General features: G+C 68.6%; 21 protein-coding genes and 1 tRNA gene. 15 read left to right on the top strand and 7 right to left on the bottom strand.

From position 1 onward, the window contains the following. From IE136_RS17885 to IE136_RS17900, 4 genes are all read left to right on the top strand, one after another. Positions 1–429 carry a MaoC family dehydratase gene (locus tag IE136_RS17885; protein ID WP_189600849.1) on the top strand — a complete coding sequence of 143 codons (429 nt, stop codon included), beginning with the start codon at positions 1–3 and terminating at the stop codon, positions 427–429. Between the two features lie 86 nt (positions 430–515). Next, positions 516–1,085: a TetR/AcrR family transcriptional regulator gene (locus tag IE136_RS17890; protein ID WP_189600850.1), complete on the top strand. Its 570-nt coding sequence runs from the start codon at positions 516–518 to the stop codon at positions 1,083–1,085. A gap of 133 nt (positions 1,086–1,218) precedes the next feature. Next, entirely contained in the window at positions 1,219–2,655 is a 1,437-nt protein-coding gene (locus IE136_RS17895) for an MFS transporter (RefSeq protein WP_158989335.1), read from the top strand. A 101-nt stretch (positions 2,656–2,756) separates the two neighbouring features. Then, on the top strand, positions 2,757–3,854 hold the full coding sequence (locus IE136_RS17900) for a UDP-N-acetylmuramate dehydrogenase (RefSeq protein ID WP_158994577.1): 1,098 nt from the start codon (positions 2,757–2,759) through the stop codon (positions 3,852–3,854). A 25-nt stretch (positions 3,855–3,879) separates the two neighbouring features. Here the strand turns inward: IE136_RS17900 and IE136_RS17905 are convergent, their stop codons facing one another. Beyond that, entirely contained in the window at positions 3,880–4,512 is a 633-nt protein-coding gene (locus IE136_RS17905; RefSeq protein WP_158989337.1) for an NAD(P)-dependent oxidoreductase, read from the bottom strand. Positions 4,513–4,596: 84 nt separating this feature from the next. Between IE136_RS17905 and IE136_RS17910 the strand changes: the two genes are divergently transcribed. Then, positions 4,597–5,202 (top strand): TetR/AcrR family transcriptional regulator, encoded by a 606-nt coding sequence (locus tag IE136_RS17910; protein WP_158989339.1) that lies wholly within the window; start codon positions 4,597–4,599, stop codon positions 5,200–5,202. 73 nt (positions 5,203–5,275) lie between these two features. Next, complete coding sequence (locus IE136_RS17915) at positions 5,276–5,998, top strand: hypothetical protein (protein ID WP_158989341.1); 723 nt, start codon at positions 5,276–5,278, stop codon at positions 5,996–5,998. On the opposite strand, the gene IE136_RS17920 is transcribed toward IE136_RS17915, so the two are convergent. After that, a complete protein-coding gene (locus tag IE136_RS17920; RefSeq protein ID WP_189600851.1) occupies positions 5,943–6,974 on the bottom strand; it encodes an adenosine deaminase in 1,032 nt (343 codons plus the stop codon). The two genes, IE136_RS17915 and IE136_RS17920, sit on opposite strands and share 56 nt — an antisense overlap. Before the next feature lie 135 nt (positions 6,975–7,109). Next, on the bottom strand, positions 7,110–8,336 hold the full coding sequence (locus IE136_RS17925; protein ID WP_158989345.1) for a pyridoxal phosphate-dependent aminotransferase: 1,227 nt from the start codon (positions 8,334–8,336) through the stop codon (positions 7,110–7,112). A 281-nt stretch (positions 8,337–8,617) separates the two neighbouring features. On the opposite strand from IE136_RS17925, the gene IE136_RS17930 reads away from it, so the two are divergent. The 9 genes from IE136_RS17930 (at position 8,618) to IE136_RS17970 (ending at position 20,800) form a co-directional block, all read left to right on the top strand. Further along, positions 8,618–8,690 (top strand) — tRNA-Trp (locus IE136_RS17930). A 103-nt stretch (positions 8,691–8,793) separates the two neighbouring features. Then, positions 8,794–9,081, top strand: coding sequence for a preprotein translocase subunit SecE (gene secE / locus IE136_RS17935; protein WP_137993978.1), 288 nt, complete (start codon positions 8,794–8,796; stop codon positions 9,079–9,081). A 43-nt stretch (positions 9,082–9,124) separates the two neighbouring features. Continuing rightward, the gene (gene nusG, locus IE136_RS17940; RefSeq protein WP_189600852.1) at positions 9,125–10,009 is read left to right on the top strand and encodes a transcription termination/antitermination protein NusG; all 885 of its coding nucleotides are present in this window, start codon (positions 9,125–9,127) and stop codon (positions 10,007–10,009) included. Between the two features lie 166 nt (positions 10,010–10,175). Continuing rightward, positions 10,176–10,610 carry a 50S ribosomal protein L11 gene (rplK, locus tag IE136_RS17945; RefSeq protein WP_030318720.1) on the top strand — a complete coding sequence of 145 codons (435 nt, stop codon included), beginning with the start codon at positions 10,176–10,178 and terminating at the stop codon, positions 10,608–10,610. Positions 10,611–10,689: 79 nt separating this feature from the next. Next, positions 10,690–11,418 (top strand): 50S ribosomal protein L1, encoded by a 729-nt coding sequence (rplA, locus tag IE136_RS17950; protein ID WP_158989349.1) that lies wholly within the window; start codon positions 10,690–10,692, stop codon positions 11,416–11,418. A gap of 329 nt (positions 11,419–11,747) precedes the next feature. Beyond that, complete coding sequence (gene rplJ / locus IE136_RS17955; RefSeq protein ID WP_158989351.1) at positions 11,748–12,278, top strand: 50S ribosomal protein L10; 531 nt, start codon at positions 11,748–11,750, stop codon at positions 12,276–12,278. 114 nt (positions 12,279–12,392) lie between these two features. Then, positions 12,393–12,776 (top strand): 50S ribosomal protein L7/L12, encoded by a 384-nt coding sequence (gene rplL / locus IE136_RS17960; protein WP_114246089.1) that lies wholly within the window; start codon positions 12,393–12,395, stop codon positions 12,774–12,776. 541 nt (positions 12,777–13,317) lie between these two features. After that, positions 13,318–16,800 carry a DNA-directed RNA polymerase subunit beta gene (rpoB, locus tag IE136_RS17965; protein ID WP_158989353.1) on the top strand — a complete coding sequence of 1,161 codons (3,483 nt, stop codon included), beginning with the start codon at positions 13,318–13,320 and terminating at the stop codon, positions 16,798–16,800. A gap of 100 nt (positions 16,801–16,900) precedes the next feature. After that, a complete protein-coding gene (locus IE136_RS17970; protein ID WP_158989355.1) occupies positions 16,901–20,800 on the top strand; it encodes a DNA-directed RNA polymerase subunit beta' in 3,900 nt (1,299 codons plus the stop codon). A 69-nt stretch (positions 20,801–20,869) separates the two neighbouring features. On the opposite strand, the gene IE136_RS17975 is transcribed toward IE136_RS17970, so the two are convergent. The 4 genes from IE136_RS17975 to IE136_RS17990 all read right to left on the bottom strand — a co-directional run bounded on the left by IE136_RS17975 (position 20,870) and on the right by IE136_RS17990 (position 22,728). Further along, the gene (locus tag IE136_RS17975) at positions 20,870–21,133 is read right to left on the bottom strand and encodes a hypothetical protein (RefSeq protein WP_158989357.1); all 264 of its coding nucleotides are present in this window, start codon (positions 21,131–21,133) and stop codon (positions 20,870–20,872) included. Further along, positions 21,120–21,353 carry a hypothetical protein gene (locus IE136_RS17980; RefSeq protein ID WP_189600853.1) on the bottom strand — a complete coding sequence of 78 codons (234 nt, stop codon included), beginning with the start codon at positions 21,351–21,353 and terminating at the stop codon, positions 21,120–21,122. Before IE136_RS17980 ends, IE136_RS17975 begins: the two co-directional genes overlap by 14 nt. Before the next feature lie 30 nt (positions 21,354–21,383). Beyond that, positions 21,384–22,295, bottom strand: a complete 912-nt coding sequence (locus IE136_RS17985) for a peptidoglycan-binding protein (RefSeq protein WP_158989361.1) — start codon at positions 22,293–22,295, stop codon at positions 21,384–21,386. A gap of 61 nt (positions 22,296–22,356) precedes the next feature. Further along, positions 22,357–22,728 (bottom strand): ATP-binding protein, encoded by a 372-nt coding sequence (locus IE136_RS17990; protein WP_158989363.1) that lies wholly within the window; start codon positions 22,726–22,728, stop codon positions 22,357–22,359. Positions 22,729–22,734: the final 6 nt, after the last annotated feature.

Here is a 22,734-nt window from a genome sequence, read left to right on the forward strand (position 1 = left end):
ATGGCTGCGAAGATCGCTTACGACGAGGTCGAGGTCGGTACGGAGCTGCCGGCGCAGTCGTTCCCCGTGACGCGCGCCACGCTGGTGCGGTACGCCGGTGCCTCCGGGGACTTCAACCCGATCCACTGGAACGAGAAGTTCGCGGTGGAGGTCGGCCTGCCGGACGTCATCGCCCACGGCATGTTCACCATGGCCGCGGCCATCCGTGTCGTCACGGACTGGGCCGGCGACCCGGCGGCCGTCGTCGAGTACGGCGTGCGCTTCACCAAGCCGGTCGTCGTGCCGAACGACGAGACCGGCGCCCTGATCGAGGTCAGCGCCAAGGTCGCCGCCAAGCTGGACGACCGGCGTGTCCGGGTGGACCTGACGGCCGTCTCGGCGGGCCAGAAGGTCCTGGGCATGTCCCGGGCCGTGGTCACGCTCGCCTAGCGGCCCGTCGACAGGGGTGGCCGCGTGAAGCGGCCGCCCCTGCGTGACGCTTGACCAGGTTAGTGATTGAGTACTAACTTAACTGCATGGTCAGGATGAGTGCGGAGGAGCGGCGCGAGAGCGTCATCCGAGCGGCGATGAGCGAGTTCAGCCGCGGCGGTTACTACGGCACGTCCACCGAGGTGATCGCCAAGCGCGTCGGTGTCTCGCAGCCGTACCTGTTCCGCCTCTTCCCGAGCAAGAAGGCGATCTTCCTCGCCGCCTCCGAGCGCTGCCTCGCCGACTCGCGGCGCGTCTTCAGGGAGGCGGCCGAGGGGCTGAGCGGCGAGGACGCCCTGCATGCCATGGCCAACGCCTACACCAAGGTCATCGCCGAGGAGCCGGAGCGGCTGCTCATGCAGATGCAGGTGTACGTGACGGTGGCCGCGGCGGAGGCGGCGGGCGAGCACGAGTTCGGTCAGGTGGTGCGAGCCGGCTGGCTGGAGCTGTGGGACACCGTCCATCTGGCGCTCGGCGCCGACGTCGACGAGACGACCACGTTCATGGCGTACGGAATGCTGATCAACACCATGGTCGCTCTCGGCTTCCCGTCGAAGCACCGGGTCTGGCAGGGGCTCTACCCCTCCGGCCGCACCAAGGGGACGCTCGAGAAGTAGCTCGCGATAGCTCGAGAAGCAGGTGAGGCCCCGGGCTTCACGGGGGGCAGGGTTCCAGGGCCCTTCTCCGGCCTTCTCTGTCCGTGAAAGTTAGTCATCAATTACTAACCCTCATTCTCAGAAGGGGACAGCGATGAAAGAGCACGTGACCGACCGGCGTGGCGGGGCCGTCTGGGCCCTGGTCATCACCAGCATCGCCGGCTTCATGGCGGCCCTCGACAACCTCGTCGTCACCACCGCCCTGCCTTCGATCCGCGAGGACCTCGGGGGAGCGCTGCACGACCTCGAGTGGACGGTGAGCGCCTACACCCTCACCTTCGCCGTCCTGCTGATGTTCGGTGCCGCCCTCGGCGACCGCTTCGGCCGCCGCCGGCTCTTCGGCGTGGGGCTCACCGTCTTCACCCTCGCCTCCGCCGCGGCCGCGCTCGCCCCCGGCATCGACGCGCTTATCGCCGCCCGCGCCGTCCAGGGCGTCGGCGCGGCGATCATGATGCCGCTCACCCTGACCCTGCTCACGGCGGCCGTCCCGCCGGCCAAGCGCGGCATGGCGTACGGCATATGGGGCGCCGTCAACGGTCTCGCCGTCGCCTCGGGACCCCTCATCGGAGGCAGCCTCACCGAGCACGTCTCCTGGCAGTGGATCTTCTGGCTGAACGTTCCGCTCGGCCTCGCCCTGCTGCCGCTGGCCCGGCTCCGTCTCACCGAGTCGTACGGCACCGGCGCCCGGCTCGACATCGCCGGCACCCTGCTCGCCAGCGGCGGCCTCTTCGGGATCGTCTACGGGCTGATCCGCGGGCCCATCGACGGCTGGACCAGCGCCACCGTCCTCACCGGCCTGATCGCAGGCGGCGCGCTCCTCGGCGGCTTCGTCCACCACGGGATCCACAACAAGGCGCCGATGCTCCCCATGCGGCTCTTCCGCAGTCGTGCCTTCAGCGGCATCAACGCGGCGAGCCTGCTGATGTTCCTCGGCATGTTCGGCTCGATCTTCCTGCTCAGCCAGTACATGCAAGGCGTCCTCGGCTACTCGCCGACCGAGGCGGGGCTGCGGATGCTCCCCTGGACGGGCATGCCCATGATCGTCGCGCCGCTCGCCGGATACCTCTCCGACCGGATCGGCGGCCGCCCCGTCGTCGCCGTCGGCCTCGCGTTGCAGGCCGTCGGTCTGGCCTGGTTCGCCATCGTCGTCACGCCCGACGTGCCGTACGCCACCCAGCTCCCCGCCCTGATCGTGAGCGGCATCGGCATGGCGCTCTACTTCGCCCCCGCCGCCAACCTGGTCATGTCCAGCGTCCGGCCCGCCGAGCAGGGCGTGGCCTCCGGAGCCAACAACGCCCTTCGGGAGGTCGGCGGCGCCCTCGGTGTCGCGGTCATGGCCTCGATCTTCGCGGCCAACGGCGGATACGGGTCGGGCAGGGAGTTCGTCGACGGCCTGCAGCCCGCCCTGTGGGTCGGGGCCGGGATGGTGGCCCTCGGGGCGGTCGCGTCCCTGTTCATACCGGGGCGCCGGGCGGCGCGGGAACAGACCGCCGCCGCCGAGACGGAGCAGAAGGACCTGGTCGCCGTGTGAGAGAGGCCGGACGGGCGGGTGGACTCGGTCGGAAAGGATGGCTCCACCCGGGGTCCGTACGGGGCGGCTCCGTCCCGTACGGACCCCGGCCGGCGGACCGTATCCCGTCGTCCTCGCACCGGGCCCGTACTCTTGAGCCCGTGCAGGAACTCCACGACGCCCCCCTCGCCCCCCTGACCACTTTCCGGCTCGGCGGCCCCGCGGCCCGGCTCGTCACGGCCACCACCGACGACGAGGTGATCGCCACGGTCCGCGAGGCGGACGCCACCAGCACCCCGCTGCTCGTCATCGGCGGCGGATCCAACCTGGTCATCGGCGACAAGGGCTTCGACGGCACCGCCCTGCGGATCGCCACGACCGGATTCGTCCTGGACGGCACCCGGCTGGAGCTGGCGGCCGGCGAGGTGTGGACGGACGCCGTGGCGCGCACGGTCGAGGCGGGCCTCGCGGGTGTCGAGTGCCTGGCCGGGATCCCCGGCTCGGCAGGCGCGACCCCGATCCAGAACGTCGGCGCGTACGGCCAGGAGGTCTCGGCCACCATCGCCGAGGTCGTCGCCTACGACCGCAGGGCCGAGGAGACCGTCACCCTGACGGGCGCCGAGTGCGCCTTCTCGTACCGGCACAGCCGCTTCAAGGCCGACCCCGACCGTTACGTCGTGCTGCGGGTCCGCTTCGCCCTGGAGGACGCGGACGGCCTGTCCGCGCCGGTCAGGTACGCGGAGACGGCCCGCGCCCTCGGCGTCGAGGTCGGTGACCGCGTTCCGCTGGCGACCGTCCGCGAGACGGTCCTGAAGCTGCGCGCGGGCAAGGGCATGGTCCTGGACCCCGAGGACCACGACACCTGGTCGGCCGGATCGTTCTTCACCAACCCGATCCTGGACCCGGACGCCTACGACGCCTTCCTCGCGCGCGTGGCCGAGCGCCTGGGCGCCGACGTGGTGCCGCCCGCCTTCCCGGCCGGCGACGACGGCCGGATCAAGACCTCGGCGGCCTGGCTGATCGACAAGGCCGGCTTCACCAAGGGCTACGGCCACGGCCCCGCCCGTATCTCCACCAAGCACACCCTCGCCCTCACCAACCGCGGCGAAGCCACCACCGAGGACCTCCTCGCGCTCGCCCGCGAGGTCGTGGCGGGCGTACGGGACGCCTTCGGGATCACGCTCGTCAACGAGCCGGTGACGGTCGGCGTCAGCATCTGACCCCGGCGACAGGCAGCTCGGTGCCTCAGTAGGCGACGCCGACGCCCTGCTTCACCGTCGCGCGGTCGCCGATCATCGCCAGCATCGCGTGGGCCACGTCGGCGCGGGCGAGGGAGCGGCCGCGGCTGGGGTTGCCGCCGACGACCGTGCGGTAGCGGCCGGTGACCGGCTTGTCGGTCAGCTTGGGCGGGCGTACGGAGGTCCAGTCCGAGGCGCTCGCCGCCAGCTCGCCCTCCATGAGCCGCAGGTCGTCGTAGATGTCCTTGAGGACGGAGTTGACGATCGCGAGCACCGTCTTGTCGAGGACGGTCTGACCGTCCGGGACCGGGCCGACCGGGGCGGCGCTGACGACCAGGAGCCGGCGGACGCCCTCCGCGTCCATGGCGGCGAGAACGGAGCGCGTCAGCCGCGTCGCGACGCCGGCGTCGGCCCGCGTGCGGGCGCCCAGACCCGACAGCACCGCGTCCTTGCCCGCGACCGCGCCGCGCAGGGGGCCGGGGTCGGCCAGATCCGCCCGGTAGACCTCCAGACGCTCACCGGAGACGGTGAACCGCGTGGGATCGCGTACCACCGCGGTGACCTCGTGGCCGCCCTCCAGGGCCTGGCGGACGATCTCCCGGCCGATGCCGCCGGTCGCGCCGAAGACGGTGAGCTTCATGTCGCACCCTCCTGGGGTGGGTAAGTGTTCACTCACCCCTAGGGTGAGTGGGTACTCACCTCTCGTCAAGCGGTTGGAGCGACCATGGAGAAGAGGCCCACGCGGGAACGGATCCTCGACGCGGCGCACGAACTGTGGACCACAGTGGGCCTCGCCCGCACGACGACCAAGGAGATCGCACGGGGCGCCGGCTGCTCGGAGGCGGCCCTCTACAAGTACTTCGCGGGCAAGGAGGAGCTGTTCGTCGCCGTCCTGAGCGAACGTCTTCCCGAGCTGGCGCCGCTGCTCGACCGGCTGTCCACCGACCCGGGGAAGGGCACGGTGGAGGAGAACCTCACCGAGATCGCCCGCCAGGCCGCGCTCTTCTATGCCGAGAGCTTCCCGATCGCCGCCTCCCTCTACGCCGAGACCCGGCTCAAGGCCCGGCACGACGCGTCGATGCGGCGGCTGGACGCCGGACCGCACCGGCCCTTGGAGCAGCTCGACGCATATCTGCGCGCCGAACAGGCCGCCGGGCGCGTCGACGCCGGCGCCGACACCTTCGCGGCGGCGTCACTCCTGCTCGGCGCGTGCGCGCAGCGGGCCTTCGCCTACGACGCGAAGGCCGGCAAGGAGCCGCCGCAGGACGTCGACACCTTCGCGTCCTCGATCGCCCGCACGTTGATGGGCGGGATCGCCGTACGGACATGAGCGCTCCGAGGCGACGAGCGCCGTACGGAAATGACGTTGCGGCGCCCACCGGCGGGCGGTCACGCTGACCGGCATGCTTCTGAAGGCCCGTGAGTTCAGGCCCCGCACGGGCCCGCACTCCTACCGGATAGTCCAGCCGTGGCGGCCCCTGCGCCACACCACCCTCAACGACCCGTTGGGCGACCGCTGGGGCTACCTCCTCGGCGATCACGACGGGCTGTCCCGCCTGGCGGCGCTGTTCTCCTTCGCCGCCTTCTCCCGGCACACGATCGTCCACGTGCCGCTCCGCGACAGCCTGCCACGCGCCTACGCCCCCGGCGTACCGGTCGACCTCGTCCTCGCCCACCGCTCACCCGGCCTGCGACCCTCCGCCTGGCCGGGGCTGCGCGCCAAGCTCCGTACGGGCACGCCGCTGACCGTCCGTACGAACGAGGCGCGCACCGCCGCGCACGCGGCCGTCTGGCACGAGGAGTGGGAACGGCGCCACCGGCGCGCCACCGAATGGCTGCGCCCCGCCGTCCACGCGCACACGCTGTTCCTCCTCGGCGGCCGGGACGTCTTCTCCGCCGCCGCCACCGCCTTCGAGACCGCGGCCGGCTTCGGCCCGCTGCAGAAGCGTGCCAGGAAGGGCCACGACGCCCTCGTCGCCTCACTCACCCCGTACCTGGAGCCCCACGGGCAGTCGTGGGACCGGACCGAGATCGACATCGGGTTCCAGGCCCACCCGCCCCCGCACCGCTTCAGGTCACCGGGGCCGTCAGCCAGTCGTCGATGCCGGACAGGAGCTTCTGCCTGATGTCCTCGGGGGCCGCCGAGCCGCGCACGGACTGGCGCGCCAGTTCCGCCAGCTCCGGGTCCGTGAAGCCGTGGTGCCTGCGGGCGATCTCGTACTGCGCCGCCAGCCGCGAGCCGAACAGCAGTGGGTCGTCCGCGCCCAGCGCCATCGGGACCCCCGCCTCGAAGAGCGTCCGCAGCGGAACGTCCTCGGGCTTCTCGTACACCCCGAGGGCCACGTTGGACGCCGGGCAGACCTCGCAGGTCACGCCCCTCTCCGCCAGCTTGCGCAGCACCCGGGGGTCCTCCGCCGCCCGCACCCCGTGACCGACCCGCGCCGCCCTCAGGTCGTCCAGGCAGTCCCGTACCGACGCCGGACCCGTCAGCTCGCCGCCGTGCGGCGCCGCCAGCAAGCCGCCCTCGCGGGCGATGGCGAAGGCGCGGTCGAAGTCACGGGCCATGCCCCGGCGCTCGTCGTTGGAGAGCCCGAAACCGACCACTCCCCGATCCGCGTACCGCACCGCGAGCCGCGCCAGCGTGCGCGCCTCCAGGGGGTGCTTCATCCGGTTCGCGGCCACCAGGACCCGCATCCCGAGCCCGGTCTCGCGCGAGGCGTCGTCGACCGCGTCCAGGATGATCTCCATCGCCGGGATCAGACCGCCCAGCAGAGGGGCGTACGAGGTCGGGTCGACCTGGATCTCCAGCCAGCCCGAGCCGTCCCGCACGTCCTCCTGGGCCGCCTCGCGGACCAGGCGCCGGATGTCCTCGGGCTCCCGCAGGCAGGAACGGGCGATGTCGTACAGCCGCTGGAAGCGGAACCAGCCGCGCTCGTCGGTCGCCCGCAGCCTGGGCGGTGTGCCGCCGCTCAACGCCTCGGGGAGATGGACGCCGTACTTGTCGGCCAGCTCGATGAGCGTCGTGGGCCGCATCGACCCGGTGAAGTGCAGATGCAGGTGGGCCTTGGGCAGCAGGCTGATGTCGCGGGAAACGTGCTCCATCCAGGGATCCTGCCGCACCCGAATCGAGGAGAACAGCCCCTTTCCCCGATCGGGTCCCGTCTAGAACGCAGAAACGGGCCCTCGGTTCCGGAGAACCGGGGGCCCGAAGCACACCTCGACATCAAGGGGTGCTCGTCAGTCGCGCGCCTCCGCGAGCAGCTTCTGCATCCGGGACACGCCCTCCACCAGGTCCTCGTCACCCAGCGCGTACGAGAGCCGCAGGTAGCCCGGCGTACCGAAGGCCTCGCCCGGTACGACCGCGACCTCGGCCTCGTCCAGGATCAGCGCGGCCAGCTCGACCGAGCTCTGCGGGCGACGGCCGCGGATCTCCTTGCCGAGCAGCGCCTTCACCGAGGGGTACACGTAGAACGCGCCCTCCGGCGTCGGGCAGAGCACGCCCTCGATCTCGTTGAGCATCCGCACGATCGTCTGGCGGCGCCGGTCGAAGGCGCGGCCCATCTCGGCGACGGCGTCCAGGTTGCCCGAGACGGCGGCCAGCGCGGCGACCTGGGCCACGTTGCTCACGTTGGACGTGGCGTGCGACTGCAGGTTGGTCGCGGCCTTCACCACGTCCTTCGGGCCGATGATCCACCCCACGCGCCAGCCGGTCATCGCGTACGTCTTGGCGACACCGTTGACCACGATGCACTTGTCGCGCAGCTCGGGCATGACCGCCGGGAGGGAGACGGCGGAGGCGCTGCCGTACACCAGGTGCTCGTAGATCTCGTCGGTCAGCACCCACAGGCCGTGCTCGACGGCCCAGCGGCCGATCGCCTCGGTCTCGGCCTCGCTGTAGACGGCGCCGGTCGGGTTGGAGGGGGAGACGAAGAGGACGACCTTGGTCTTCTCCGTGCGCGCCGCCTCCAGCTGCTCGACGGAGACGCGGTAGCCGGTGGTCTCGTCGGCGACGACCTCGACCGGGACACCGCCCGCGAGGCGGATCGACTCGGGGTAGGTGGTCCAGTACGGGGCCGGGACGATGACCTCGTCGCCCGGGTCGAGGATTGCGGCGAACGCCTCGTAGATGGCCTGCTTGCCGCCGTTGGTCACCAGGACCTGGGAGGCGTCGATCTCGTAGCCGGAGTCGCGCAGCGTCTTGGCGGCGATGGCGGCCTTCAGCTCCGGCAGACCGCCGGCCGGCGTGTAGCGGTGGTACTTCGGGTTCTTGCACGCCTCGACGGCGGCGTCGACGATGTAGTCAGGCGTCGGGAAGTCGGGCTCACCCGCGCCGAAACCGATCACCGGACGCCCTGCGGCCTTGAGGGCCTTGGCCTTGGCGTCGACGGCGAGGGTCGCGGACTCGGAGATCGCACCGACGCGGGCGGAGACCCGGCGCTCGGTCGGAGGGGTTGCAGCGCTCATGCGGCCCATCGTCCCAGACCCTCTCGCGACCCGGCACACAGGTTTCAGTGAGCGGACAGGATCGGTCATTCCTGGTCGTACGAGGGCCGGCGGAGGCGTCCGGAACGGCTTCGGGGGGCCTTCGGAGGGACTCAGGGAGGGCCGCGCGGGGGCGCCTCGGAGGGCTCGGCGGGGCTCCGACGTGCTTTCTGTTCGACGCAGCGCTCATGAACACGTACACTCACTGCTCGTTGGCCCTCACCGACCACATCTCACGATGCGGTAGGTTGGGGGAGCCACAAAGGGTCGTAGCTCAATTGGTAGAGCACTGGTCTCCAAAACCAGCGGTTGGGGGTTCAAGTCCCTCCGGCCCTGCTACACACACCGCCAGGATGTGTGCGCATGTACGTACTTCAATGCACCGCCGTGCGGATCCACCCGGCACGGCACTGCCATGACCCGGGATCAGGTGAGAAGCGTGACGGACGCCGTGGGCTCCATCGACATGCCTGATGCCGAGGACGAGGCTCCGGACTCGAAGAAGAAGGCCCGCAAGGGCGGCAAGCGCGGGAAGAAGGGCCCTCTGGGCCGCCTCGCGCTCTTCTACCGCCAGATCGTCGCGGAACTCCGCAAGGTCGTCTGGCCGACTCGTAGCCAGCTGACGACGTACACCACGGTAGTGATTGTCTTCGTTGTCATCATGATCGGTCTGGTGACCGTGATTGACTATGGCTTCCAGGAAGCAGTCAAGTACGTCTTCGGCTGACTTCTTGTTCCACCCCATCTGTATCCAGGAAGAAGCAGCCACCGTGTCTGACCCGAACCTGAACGACGCCGTCGAGCCTGTCGAGTCCGTTGAGGACGAGCTCGACATCGTCGAGGCGGCCGACGAGGACCAGGCTGAGGCTGCTGACGCCGCTGCGGGCGAGGCGGCCGAAGAGGCCGCTCTGCACATCGACGACGAGTCCGACGAGGACGAGTCCGGGGACGAAGAGTCCGACGAGGACGTCGAGGGCGAGTCCGACGAGGACACCGACGCCGAGGCCGTCGAGGCCGACGAGGAGCCCGCCGCTCCTGTCGACCCGATCCAGGCCCTCCGTGACGAGCTGCGCGGCCTGCCCGGTGAGTGGTACGTGATCCACACCTACGCGGGCTACGAGAAGCGCGTGAAGGCCAACCTCGAGCAGCGTGCCGTCTCCCTGAACGTCGAGGAGTTCATCTACCAGGCCGAGGTCCCCGAGGAAGAGATCGTCCAGATCAAGAACGGCGAGCGCAAGAACGTCCGGCAGAACAAGCTGCCCGGTTACGTTCTCGTCCGCATGGATCTGACGAACGAGTCCTGGGGCGTCGTCCGGAACACCCCCGGCGTCACCGGCTTCGTGGGCAATGCCTACGACCCGTACCCGCTGACCCTGGACGAGATCGTCAAGATGCTCGCCCCGGAGGCCGAGGAGAAGGCCGCCCGCGAGGCCGCCGAGGCCGAGGGCAAGCCGGCTCCGGCCCGCAAGGTCGAGGTCCAGGTGCTCGACTTCGAGGTCGGCGACTCGGTCACCGTCACCGACGGCCCCTTCGCCACCCTCCAGGCCACGATCAACGAGATCAACGCCGACTCCAAGAAGGTCAAGGGCCTCGTCGAGATCTTCGGTCGCGAGACCCCGGTCGAGCTCAGCTTCGACCAGATCCAGAAGAACTGACCCTCGACCCTCACAGGTTTCCGACCAGGTCAGAGTGGCTCCCGCAGCCGCTCTGACCTGCTCGGTTTTTAGCCGCACGTCTATACCCGTTATCGTGGTGCGGTATGCCTCCATCCGGATGACCGGATGGCGGGCTGAACACTCTCACTAGGACCCGGAGAGAGCAATGCCTCCCAAGAAGAAGAAGGTCACGGGGCTTATCAAGCTCCAGATCAACGCCGGTGCGGCCAACCCGGCCCCGCCGGTCGGCCCCGCGCTCGGTCAGCACGGCGTCAACATCATGGAGTTCTGCAAGGCCTACAACGCCGCGACCGAGTCGCAGCGTGGCATGGTCGTGCCGGTGGAGATCACGGTCTACGAGGACCGTTCCTTCACCTTCATCACCAAGACTCCGCCGGCCGCCAAGCTGATCCTCAAGGCCGCAGGTGTGGACAAGGGCTCCGGCGAGCCGCACAAGACCAAGGTCGCCAAGCTCACGGCCGCCCAGGTCCGCGAGATCGCCACGGTCAAGCTGCCCGACCTGAACGCCAACGACCTGGACGCCGCGTCGAAGATCATCGCCGGCACCGCCCGCTCCATGGGCATCACGGTCGAGGGCTGATCAGCCCCCTCGTGACCTCTGTGGTAGGACCAGCGCTGGTCCGCACCACGACTCCACACCTGAACCAACAGGAGAAGCAGTGAAGCGCAGCAAGGCACTCCGCGCCGCGGACGCCAAGATCGACCGGGAGCGGAACTACGCCCCCCTCGAGGCCGTCCGTCTCGCCAAGGACACCGCCGCCACCAAGTTCGACGGAACCGTCGAGGTCGCCTTCCGCCTGGGTGTCGACCCGCGCAAGGCCGACCAGATGGTCCGTGGCACCGTGAACCTTCCGCACGGCACCGGTAAGACCGCCCGGGTCCTGGTCTTCGCGACCGGTGACCGTGCCGAGGCCGCGATCGCCGCGGGCGCCGACATCGTCGGCTCCGACGAGCTCATCGACGAGATCTCCAAGGGCAACCGCCTGAACGAGTTCGACGCCGTTGTGGCCACCCCGGACCTCATGGGCAAGGTCGGCCGCCTCGGCCGCGTCCTCGGCCCGCGTGGTCTCATGCCGAACCCGAAGACCGGCACCGTCACCCCCGATGTCGCCAAGGCTGTCAACGACATCAAGGGCGGCAAGATCGAGTTCCGCGTCGACAAGCACTCGAACCTGCACTTCATCATCGGCAAGGTCTCCTTCGACGAGACGAAGCTGGTCGAGAACTATGCCGCGGCTCTGGAGGAGATCCTCCGTCTGAAGCCGTCCGCCGCCAAGGGCCGCTACATCAAGAAGGCGACCCTGACGACGACGATGGGCCCCGGCATCCCGCTGGACTCCAACCGCACCCGCAACCTCCTCGTCGAGGAGGACCCGGCGTCGGTCTGAGCCCTGTGAAAGGCCCTCCGGGCCGGCTCTGAAACGCCTCGGGCCCCGCACCTCTTCGGAGGAGCGGGGCCCGATTTGCTTGACTCGTACGTGTTCACGTATGGTTCTCCAGAAGCCAAAGACCGCTGGTCGTTGCCGTGCTCTCGTGAGGGACACGGTGGCCGAAGGATTCGCTGAGAGATGCGAACGACCCGCGCAGGTGATCGTGGAAAGTTCCCGGCTCGTATTCGATCCGGTTGAGCTCAGCCCCGTGCGCCTGCGCCGGGGCGTTTTGTTTTGTTCAGCACCTTCCGAGCGGTCCTCATCACCCGGAAGGAGGCCGACGCTCTATGGCAAGGCCCGACAAGGCTGCCGCGGTAGCCGAGCTCAAGGACAAGTTCCAGAGCTCGAGCGCCGTCGTGCTGACCGAGTACCGGGGTCTCACCGTGGCCCAGCTCAAGACGCTGCGCCGTTCGCTCGGTGAGAACGCCCAGTACGCCGTGGTGAAGAACACGCTGACCAAGATTGCGGCCAACGAGGCCGGGATCACCTCGCTCGACGACCAGTTCACCGGTCCGACGGGCGCTGCCTTCATCACCGGTGACCCGGTGGAGTCGGCGAAGGGTCTTCGTGACTTCGCCAAGGACAACCCCAACCTCATCATCAAGGGCGGTGTCCTTGATGGTAAGGCGCTGTCCGCCGATGAGATCAAGAAGCTTGCGGACCTCGAGTCCCGCGAGGTTCTGCTCTCCAAGCTGGCCGGTGCCTTCAAGGGCAAGCAGTCTCAGACTGCCTCCCTCTTCCAGGCGCTGCCGTCGAAGTTCGTCCGCACCGCGGAGGCGCTTCGCGTCAAGCTCGAAGAGCAGGGCGGTGCCGAGTAACTCGGCTCGCGCATTGATCCGCGTCACCGACGTGCGCGGGTCGCAGCGGGCCGAATGTACGCCCGCCTCTCAATACACCCGGCACCTGCCGATTTAGTGGAAGGATCGCCCATCATGGCGAAGCTCTCTCAGGACGACCTCCTCGCCCAGTTCGAGGAGATGACCCTCATCGAGCTCTCCGAGTTCGTCAAGGCCTTCGAGGAGAAGTTCGACGTCACCGCCGCCGCGGCCGTCGCCGTCGCCGGCCCCGCGGGCCCGGGCGCCGTTGCCGAGGCCGTCGAGGAGAAGGACGAGTTCGACGTCATCCTCACCGGCGCCGGCGAGAAGAAGATCCAGGTCATCAAGGTCGTGCGTGAGCTGACCTCCCTGGGCCTGAAGGAGGCCAAGGACCTCGTCGACGGCACCCCGAAGCCGGTCCTCGAGAAGGTCGCCAAGGAGGCCGCGGAGAAGGCTGCCGAGTCCCTCAAGGCCGCCGGCGCCTCCGTCGAGGTCAAGTAACACCTCGCGAGTCCTCCGACTCGCTCAGGCGCCCTTCAGGCGCCTTCGAAGGGCGATCACCCATCCGGGTGGTCGCCCTTCGGCGTCCCCCTGACCGGGCGTGGCGCGGGTCGTGCGAGCCGTTCGGAGCGGAGTATGGTGATCTTCGCCGTGCGCCCCGCAGACCGGGGGGCCTTGACGAACCGCACGCAGCGCGCAATTCTCAGGACGCGTCGTCACAACGATCCGTATCCGAGGCATGGATCGACGGCGGAACGGGCAGTATCGAGGTGCGCCGCACGGCGCGAGGTACCGCGGAGTTGAGAACAACGAGGGTTGCGAATTACTCGCCCTGGACATCAGTGGGCCAATTGGCTACACTGACCCTTTGCGCTGCCTGTTAGCTGCCCCCTGCCCGTCACCAGGGGCATCCCCTCGCACGAGCACGTGGACCGGACCGACCTGACCTGGCCTTTCGGCTCATTCCAGGAACATCCGTCTCCGTGCACCGCTTGGAACCGGTACGCGCGTAGTGAGTCCGAGCCCTCGGAAGGACCCCCTCTTGGCCGCCTCGCGCAACGCCTCGACCAATACGAACAACGGCGCCAGCACCGCCCCGCTGCGCATCTCCTTTGCAAAAATCAAGGAGCCCCTCGAGGTTCCGAACCTCCTCGCGCTGCAGACCGAGAGCTTTGACTGGCTGCTCGGCAACGCCGCCTGGAAGGCTCGCGTCGAGGCAGCTCTCGAGTCGGGACAGGACGTCCCCAGGAAGTCGGGTCTGGAAGAGATCTTCGAGGAGATCTCGCCGATCGAGGACTTCTCCGGGTCGATGTCGCTGACCTTCCGCGACCACCGCTTCGAGCCCCCGAAGAACTCGATCGACGAGTGCAAGGACCGTGACTTCACGTACGGCGCCCCGCTCTTCGTCACCGCCGAGTTCACCAACAACGAGACCGGCGAGATCAAGTCCCAGACCGTCTTCATGGGCGACTTCCCGCTCATGACGAACAAGGGCACCTTCGTCATCAACGGCACCGAGCGTGTCGTCGTCTCGCAGCTCGTCCGCTCGCCGGGCGTCTACTTCGACTCCTCGATCGACAAGACGTCCGACAAGGACATCTTCTCGGCCAAGATCATCCCGTCCCGGGGTGCCTGGCTGGAGATGGAGATCGACAAGCGCGACATGGTCGGTGTCCGCATCGACCGCAAGCGCAAGCAGTCCGTCACCGTCCTTCTGAAGGCTCTCGGCTGGACCACCGAGCAGATCCTGCAGGAGTTCGGCGAGTACGAGTCCATGCGCGCCACCCTGGAGAAGGACCACACCCAGGGCCAGGACGACGCGCTGCTCGACATCTACCGCAAGCTGCGCCCGGGCGAGCCGCCGACCCGCGAGGCCGCTCAGACGCTGCTCGAGAACCTCTACTTCAACCCCAAGCGCTACGACCTCGCCAAGGTCGGCCGCTACAAGGTGAACAAGAAGCTCGGCGCCGATGAGCCGCTGGACGCCGGTGTCCTGACCACCGACGACATCATCGCCACGATCAAGTACCTCGTGAAGCTGCACGCGGGCGAGACCGAGACGATCGGCGAGTCGGGCCGGGAGATCGTCGTCGAGACCGACGACATCGACCACTTCGGCAACCGTCGTCTGCGCAACGTCGGCGAGCTCATCCAGAACCAGGTCCGCACGGGTCTGGCTCGTATGGAGCGCGTCGTCCGCGAGCGCATGACGACCCAGGACGTCGAGGCGATCACGCCGCAGACCCTGATCAACATCCGGCCGGTCGTCGCCTCCATCAAGGAGTTCTTCGGCACCAGCCAGCTGTCGCAGTTCATGGACCAGAACAACCCGCTGTCCGGGCTGACGCACAAGCGTCGTCTGTCCGCGCTCGGCCCGGGTGGTCTCTCCCGTGAGCGGGCCGGCTTCGAGGTCCGAGACGTGCACCCGTCCCACTACGGACGCATGTGCCCGATCGAGACCCCCGAAGGCCCGAACATCGGTCTGATCGGTTCGCTCGCCTCGTACGGCCGCGTCAACGCGTTCGGCTTCATCGAGACGCCGTACCGCAAGGTCGTCGACGGCCAGGTCACCGACGAGGTCGACTACATCACGGCCGACGAGGAAGACCGTTACGTCATCGCCCAGGCGAACGCGACCCTCAGCGACGAGCTGCGCTTCACCGAGCCGCGCGTCCTGGTCCGCCGCCGTGGTGGCGAGGTCGACTACGTCCCGCCGACCGAGGTCGACTACATGGACGTCTCGCCGCGCCAGATGGTGTCGGTCGCGACGGCCATGATCCCCTTCCTCGAGCACGACGACGCCAACCGTGCCCTCATGGGCGCGAACATGATGCGTCAGGCGGTGCCACTGATTAAGTCGGAGGCCCCGCTCGTCGGCACCGGCATGGAGTACCGCTGTGCCACGGACGCCGGCGACGTCATCAAGGCGGAGAAGGACGGTGTGATCCAGGAGGTCTCGGCCGACTACATCACCGTCACCAACGACGACGGCACGTACACCACGTACCGCATCGCCAAGTTCTCCCGCTCGAACCAGGGCACCTCGGTCAACCAGAAGGTCGTCGTCTCCGAGGGCGACCGGGTCATCGAGGGCCAGGTCCTCGCCGACGGTCCGGCCACCGAGAACGGTGAGATGGCGCTCGGCAAGAACCTGCTGGTCGCGTTCATGCCGTGGGAGGGTCACAACTACGAGGACGCGATCATCCTGTCGCAGCGCCTCGTGCAGGACGACGTCCTCTCCTCGATCCACATCGAGGAGCACGAGGTCGACGCCCGTGACACCAAGCTCGGCCCGGAGGAGATCACCCGGGACATCCCGAACGTCTCCGAGGAGGTCCTCGCCGACCTCGACGAGCGCGGCATCATCCGTATCGGTGCCGAGGTCGTCGCCGGCGACATCCTCGTCGGCAAGGTCACGCCCAAGGGCGAGACCGAGCTGACCCCGGAGGAGCGCCTGCTCCGCGCGATCTTCGGCGAGAAGGCCCGTGAGGTCCGTGACACCTCGCTGAAGGTGCCGCACGGCGAGACCGGCAAGGTCATCGGCGTCCGCGTCTTCGACCGCGAGGAGGGCGACGAGCTTCCCCCGGGCGTGAACCAGCTGGTCCGCGTCTACGTCGCCCAGAAGCGCAAGATCACCGATGGTGACAAGCTCGCCGGCCGTCACGGCAACAAGGGTGTCATCTCCAAGATCCTGCCGATCGAGGACATGCCGTTCCTCGAGGACGGCACCCCGGTCGACATCATCCTCAACCCGCTGGGTGTCCCGTCCCGAATGAACCCGGGACAGGTCCTGGAGATCCACCTCGGCTGGCTCGCCAGCCGCGGCTGGGACGTCTCCGGCCTCGCGGACGAGTGGGCGCAGCGCCTCCAGGCGATCGGCGCCGACAAGGTGGAGCCCGGTACCAACGTCGCCACCCCCGTCTTCGACGGTGCGCGTGAGGACGAGCTGGCCGGCCTGCTCCAGCACACCATCCCGAACCGCGACGGAGACCGCATGGTCCTCCCGACCGGTAAGGCGCGCCTGTTCGACGGCCGCTCCGGCGAGCCGTTCCCGGACCCGATCTCGGTCGGGTACATGTACATCCTCAAGCTTCACCACCTGGTCGACGACAAGCTGCACGCCCGTTCGACCGGTCCGTACTCGATGATCACCCAGCAGCCGCTGGGTGGTAAGGCCCAGTTCGGTGGCCAGCGCTTCGGTGAGATGGAGGTGTGGGCGCTGGAGGCTTATGGCGCCGCGTACGCCCTCCAGGAGCTGCTGACGATCAAGTCCGACGACGTGACCGGCCGCGTGAAGGTCTACGAGGCCATCGTCAAGGGCGAGAACATCCCTGAGCCCGGCATCCCCGAGTCCTTCAAGGTGCTCATCAAGGAGATGCAGTCCCTGTGCCTCAACGTGGAGGTGCTGTCCTCGGACGGCATGTCCATCGAGATGCGCGACACCGACGAGGACGTCTTCCGCGCAGCGGAGGAGCTCGGTATCGACCTGTCCCGGCGCGAGCCGAGCAGCGTCGAAGAGGTCTGACGGGAGTCCGGCCGGGGTACCAGCGATGGTCCCCCGGCCGGCCCCAGGACCCCCGTATCAGACCCCTAAGACTTACAACCCTGAGAGGGATTGACGCATAGTGCTCGACGTCAACTTCTTCGATGAGCTCCGGATCGGTCTGGCCACCGCTGACGACATCCGTCAGTGGAGCCACGGCGAGGTCAAGAAGCCCGAGACCATCAACTACCGCACCCTGAAGCCCGAAAAGGACGGACTCTTCTGCGAGAAGATCTTCGGTCCGACCCGGGACTGGGAGTGCTACTGCGGCAAGTACAAGCGTGTCCGCTTCAAGGGCATCATCTGTGAGCGGTGTGGCGTCGAGGTCACCCGCGCCAAGGTGCGTCGTGAGCGGATGGGCCACATCGAGCTCGCCGCTCCCGTCACCCACATCTGGTACTTCAAGGGCGTCCCGTCGCGCCTTGGCTACCTGCTCGACCTCGCGCCGAAGGACCTCGAGAAGGTCATCTACTTCGCCGCGTACATGATCACGTTCGTCGACGACGAGCGCCGCACGCGTGACCTGCCGTCGCTGGAGGCCCACGTCTCCGTCGAGCGTCAGCAGATCGAGAACCGTCGCGACTCCGACCTGGAGGCCCGCGCCAAGAAGCTCGAGACCGACCTGGCCGAGCTCGAGGCCGAGGGTGCCAAGGCCGACGTGCGCCGCAAGGTGCGCGAGGGCGCCGAGCGTGAGATGAAGCAGCTGCGCGACCGTGCGCAGCGCGAGATCGACCGTCTCGACGAGGTCTGGACCCGCTTCAAGAACCTCAAGGTCCAGGACCTGGAGGGCGACGAGCTCCTCTACCGCGAGCTGCGTGACCGCTTCGGCACGTACTTCGACGGTTCGATGGGCGCGGCCGCTCTGCAGAAGCGCCTGGAGTCCTTCGACCTCGAGGAGGAGGCCGAGCGCCTCCGCGAGATCATCCGTACCGGCAAGGGCCAGAAGAAGACCCGTGCGCTCAAGCGCCTCAAGGTCGTCTCCGCGTTCCTGCAGACCGCGAACAGCCCCAAGGGCATGGTTCTCGACTGCGTGCCGGTGATCCCGCCGGACCTGCGTCCGATGGTGCAGCTGGACGGTGGCCGCTTCGCGACCTCCGACCTGAACGACCTGTACCGCCGTGTGATCAACCGCAACAACCGTCTGAAGCGTCTGCTCGACCTCGGTGCCCCCGAGATCATCGTGAACAACGAGAAGCGGATGCTCCAGGAGGCGGTCGACGCCCTCTTCGACAACGGCCGTCGTGGTCGCCCGGTCACGGGCCCCGGCAACCGTCCGCTGAAGTCCCTCAGCGACATGCTGAAGGGTAAGCAGGGTCGATTCCGTCAGAACCTGCTCGGTAAGCGTGTGGACTACTCCGCGCGTTCCGTCATCGTCGTCGGTCCGCAGCTGAAGCTGCACCAGTGTGGTCTGCCCAAGGCCATGGCGCTGGAGCTCTTCAAGCCGTTCGTGATGAAGCGCCTGGTCGACCTGAACCACGCGCAGAACATCAAGAGCGCCAAGCGGATGGTCGAGCGCGGCCGCACGGTCGTGTACGACGTCCTCGAAGAGGTCATCGCCGAGCACCCGGTTCTGCTGAACCGTGCGCCCACGCTGCACCGCCTCGGCATCCAGGCCTTCGAGCCGCAGCTGGTCGAGGGCAAGGCCATCCAGATCCACCCGCTCGTCTGCACCGCGTTCAACGCGGACTTCGACGGTGACCAGATGGCCGTGCACCTGCCGCTCTCCGCGGAGGCGCAGGCCGAGGCCCGCATCCTGATGCTGTCCTCGAACAACATCCTCAAGCCGGCCGACGGCCGTCCGGTCACGATGCCGACCCAGGACATGGTCCTCGGTCTGTTCTTCCTGACCACCGACGGTGAGCTCCGTGACACCAAGGGCGAGGGCCGCGCGTTCGGCTCCACGGCCGAGGCGATCATGGCGTTCGACGCCGGCGAGCTGGCGCTGCAGTCGCAGATCGACATCCGCTTCCCGATCGGCACCGTTCCCCCGCGCGGCTGGGTTCCCCCGGTCGCCGAGGAGGGCGAGCCGCAGTGGCAGCAGGGTGACTCGTTCCGTCTGCGGACCTCGCTGGGCCGCGCGCTCTTCAACGAGCTGCTGCCCGAGGACTACCCGTTCGTCGACTACTCCGTCGGCAAGAAGCAGCTCTCCGAGATCGTCAACGACCTCGCCGAGCGCTACCCCAAGGTCATCGTGGCGGCGACGCTCGACAACCTGAAGGCGGCGGGCTTCTACTGGGCGACCCGCTCCGGCGTCACCGTGGCCATCTCCGACGTCGTCGTTCCCGAGGCGAAGAAGGAGATCGTCAAGGGCTACGAGGCGCTGGACGAGAAGGTCCAGAAGCAGTACGAGCGCGGTCTCATCACCAAGGAAGAGCGCACTCAGGAGCTCATCGCGATCTGGACCAAGGCGACCAACGAGGTTGCCGAGGCCATGAACGAGAACTTCCCCAAGACGAACCCCATCTTCATGATGGTTGACTCGGGTGCCCGAGGAAACATGATGCAGATGCGGCAGATCGCCGGTATGCGTGGTCTGGTGTCGAACGCCAAGAACGAGACGATCCCGCGTCCCATCAAGGCGTCCTTCCGTGAGGGTCTCTCCGTCCTCGAGTACTTCATCTCGACGCACGGTGCCCGTAAGGGTCTGGCCGACACCGCCCTGCGTACCGCCGACTCGGGTTACCTGACCCGTCGTCTGGTGGACGTCTCGCAGGACGTGATCATCCGTGAGGAGGACTGCGGCACCGAGCGCGGTCTGAAGCTGCGGATCGCCGAGAAGGGTGCCGACGGCATCCTGCGGAAGACGGACGACGTCGAGACCTCCGTGTACGCGCGGATGCTCGCCGAGGACGTCGTCGTGGACGGCAAGGTCATCGCGCCGGCCAACGTCGACCTGGGTGACGTGCTGATCGACGCCCTTGTCAACGCGGGCGTCGAGGAGGTCAAGACCCGCTCGGTCCTGACCTGTGAGTCCGCGGTCGGCACCTGTGCCTTCTGCTACGGACGTTCGCTGGCCACCGGCAAGCTGGTCGACATCGGTGAGGCCGTCGGCATCATCGCGGCCCAGTCCATCGGTGAGCCCGGTACCCAGCTGACGATGCGTACCTTCCACACCGGTGGTGTGGCCGGTGACGACATCACCCAGGGTCTGCCCCGTGTCGTCGAGCTCTTCGAGGCTCGTCAGCCCAAGGGTGTCGCCCCGATCTCGGAGGCGGCCGGCCGCGTCCGTATCGAGGAGACCGAGAAGACCAAGAAGATCGTCGTCACCCCGGACGACGGCAGCGACGAGACGGCGTTCCCGATCTCGAAGCGTGCCCGTCTGCTGGTGGGCGAGGGCGACCACGTCGAGGTGGGCCAGAAGCTCACCGTGGGTGCCACCAACCCGCACGACGTGCTGCGGATCCTCGGTCAGCGCGCGGTCCAGGTCCACCTGGTCGGCGAGGTCCAGAAGGTCTACAACTCGCAGGGTGTGTCGATCCACGACAAGCACATCGAGATCATCATCCGGCAGATGCTGCGCCGCGTGACGATCATCGAGTCCGGCGACGCGGAGCTGCTGCCGGGCGAGCTCGTCGAGCGCTCGAAGTTCGAGACCGAGAACCGTCGGGTCGTGACGGAGGGTGGCCACCCGGCCTCCGGCCGTCCGCAGCTGATGGGTATCACCAAGGCCTCGCTCGCCACCGAGTCGTGGCTGTCGGCGGCGTCCTTCCAGGAGACGACCAGGGTTCTGACCGACGCGGCGATCAACGCCAAGTCGGACTCCCTGATCGGCCTCAAGGAGAACGTCATCATCGGTAAGCTCATCCCGGCCGGTACGGGTCTGTCCCGCTACCGCAACATCCGGGTCGAGCCGACCGAGGAGGCCAAGGCCGCGATGTACTCGGCCGTCGGCTACGACGACATCGACTACTCGCCGTTCGGCACCGGCTCCGGCCAGGCCGTTCCGCTGGAGGACTACGACTACGGTCCGTACAACCAGTAAGTAGATCGAAACCGAAGGGCGGTCACCCCGTGGGGGTGACCGCCCTTCGGCGTCTCTGAAACGGTGGGGCTACCGGCCTGCCAGTTCCCAGACCGCGAGCATCAGACCCGCGCTCGCCGTGAGGGCGGCGATGCTGGCCAGGGGCCAGCGGGCGCGCTCCAGCGCGTCGAGGCGGGTCTCCATGTCGGCGAGCTGTTTGTCGGTCTGGTCGCTGCGCTGCACGAGCAGCGCGAGCGAGCCGTCGACGCGGGCGAAGCCGGCCTCCAGGGTGCCGCGCAGCCGTTCCAGTTCGAGGGCGACGGTGACCGGGTCGTGCTGATCAGACTCGGTCATCGGCACCCCCAGGGGAGCTGCGCAGCCACGCCGGGAGCAGGTTCTGGACACCCGGGACGGCCATGACGCGGGTGAGACCGCCGGCCACGGCCAGGGCGGCGGCGACCCAGGGGAGGGTCGCGGGGATGCCGGAGGCATCGACGATCGCGGGGAGCACGACGGCGATACCGACGGCGGACTGCAGGACGGTACGGGCCGTGCGCCTGGCGGCGTCGGACATGGGGACTCCTTCACGTGGGGTACGGGGCCGCTACTTCGTGTACGGGACCTTGAGCGCGTTCCAGGACATGAGGCCCGGCCAGCCGTCGGCGTCGGGGCCGCTGAAGCCGAGCTTGCGCTGCCACGCGGCGTACGACCGGCGGTCGGCCTCCGACCAGCGCGGGCTCGGCCCGACCCGGTAGCGGCCGCAACCCTCGGCCGTCAGCCGACGGCCCATCGCGGTGACGATCGGCGAGCTGGGGTTGTTCTTGAAGAACGACGTGCCGGGGAAGGGCTGGTAGCGCGGGGCGGCCGGCTTCGCCGGGGTGGCCGTGCCCTTCGACGGGGCGGCGCCGAGCCGCTTCTGGACCCGCTCGCGCATGACCGGCATCGCGAAACCCCGGGGATCGCTCTTCCAGTCGGACCATTCCAGGTGCCCGATGACGGACTTGGCGCCCCAGCTGTGGGCCCGGCAGAGCGCGGCGGAGGTGCGCTCGATGGCTTCGAGCTGGGCGGCCGGCCAGGGGTCCGTGCCGTTGCCGAGGTTGACGCACTCGAAGCCGTAGAAGCGGGAGTTGCCGTCGACGGCGCCGGAACTGCCCTGGTGCTCGCGGGGGGCGGGCGGCCGGTCCCCGTACGTCTCGGTGATCACGGCCTGGAGGACGGAGGGATCGCCGCCGCCGGCGTGGTTGGCTCGGCCGCTGCCGACGAGGTGGACCGTGCCGTCCTTGGCGATCACTCCGTGGCAGAGCGGTCCCGGCAGACCGGCGTACCCGTTGTAGCAGAGCTCGACGGACTGGCTGGTGCCGCTGGAGACGGTGTGGTGGATCATCACGCCCACCACCGGGCCCCAGGCGCCCGCCTGGTTGCGGTGGTGGGTGCGCCAGCCGTCGTGCTCGACGACCTTGACGCCTTCGGCGCGGAGCGCGGCGACGAGCCGGTCCGCGGAGAGGGGAGTGGCCATCTGGTGTCCTCCAGACATGAAAAAGGCCCGCACGGGGGCGGGCGTACGGGGGTGGGCGGCGCTACGGAGCGGGCGGGGGTGCCCAGGTCGCGCAGAGGGTGGCGTAGGCGGCGCGTCGGCGCTCGAAGTCGGCGAGCGCGGCCTCGACGGCGCGTTGGACCGCGGTCGGGTCGGGCACGGCGGGGACCCCGTCCTTGGCATGGACGATGATCAGACCGGAGCCGCGCAGGAAAGCGTCGCCCGCGTCCTTCTCGGTGAGCTCGGCGGTGACGTACACCGACGGGTACTGCCCGGTGACCGGGTCGAGCTCCAGGGTGTAGCCAAGGCTGTTGTCGTAGACGCGGACGTTGAGGGTGTGGCCGTTCTCGGCGACGACGGCGCGGCCGGCGTAGTCGATGGCCACGCCCCAGGGCTGGGTGGGGTCGGTGTTCACGGGTTG

It is taken from the genome of Streptomyces lateritius (assembly GCF_014649715.1).
Taxonomy (GTDB): domain Bacteria; phylum Actinomycetota; class Actinomycetes; order Streptomycetales; family Streptomycetaceae; genus Streptomyces; species Streptomyces lateritius.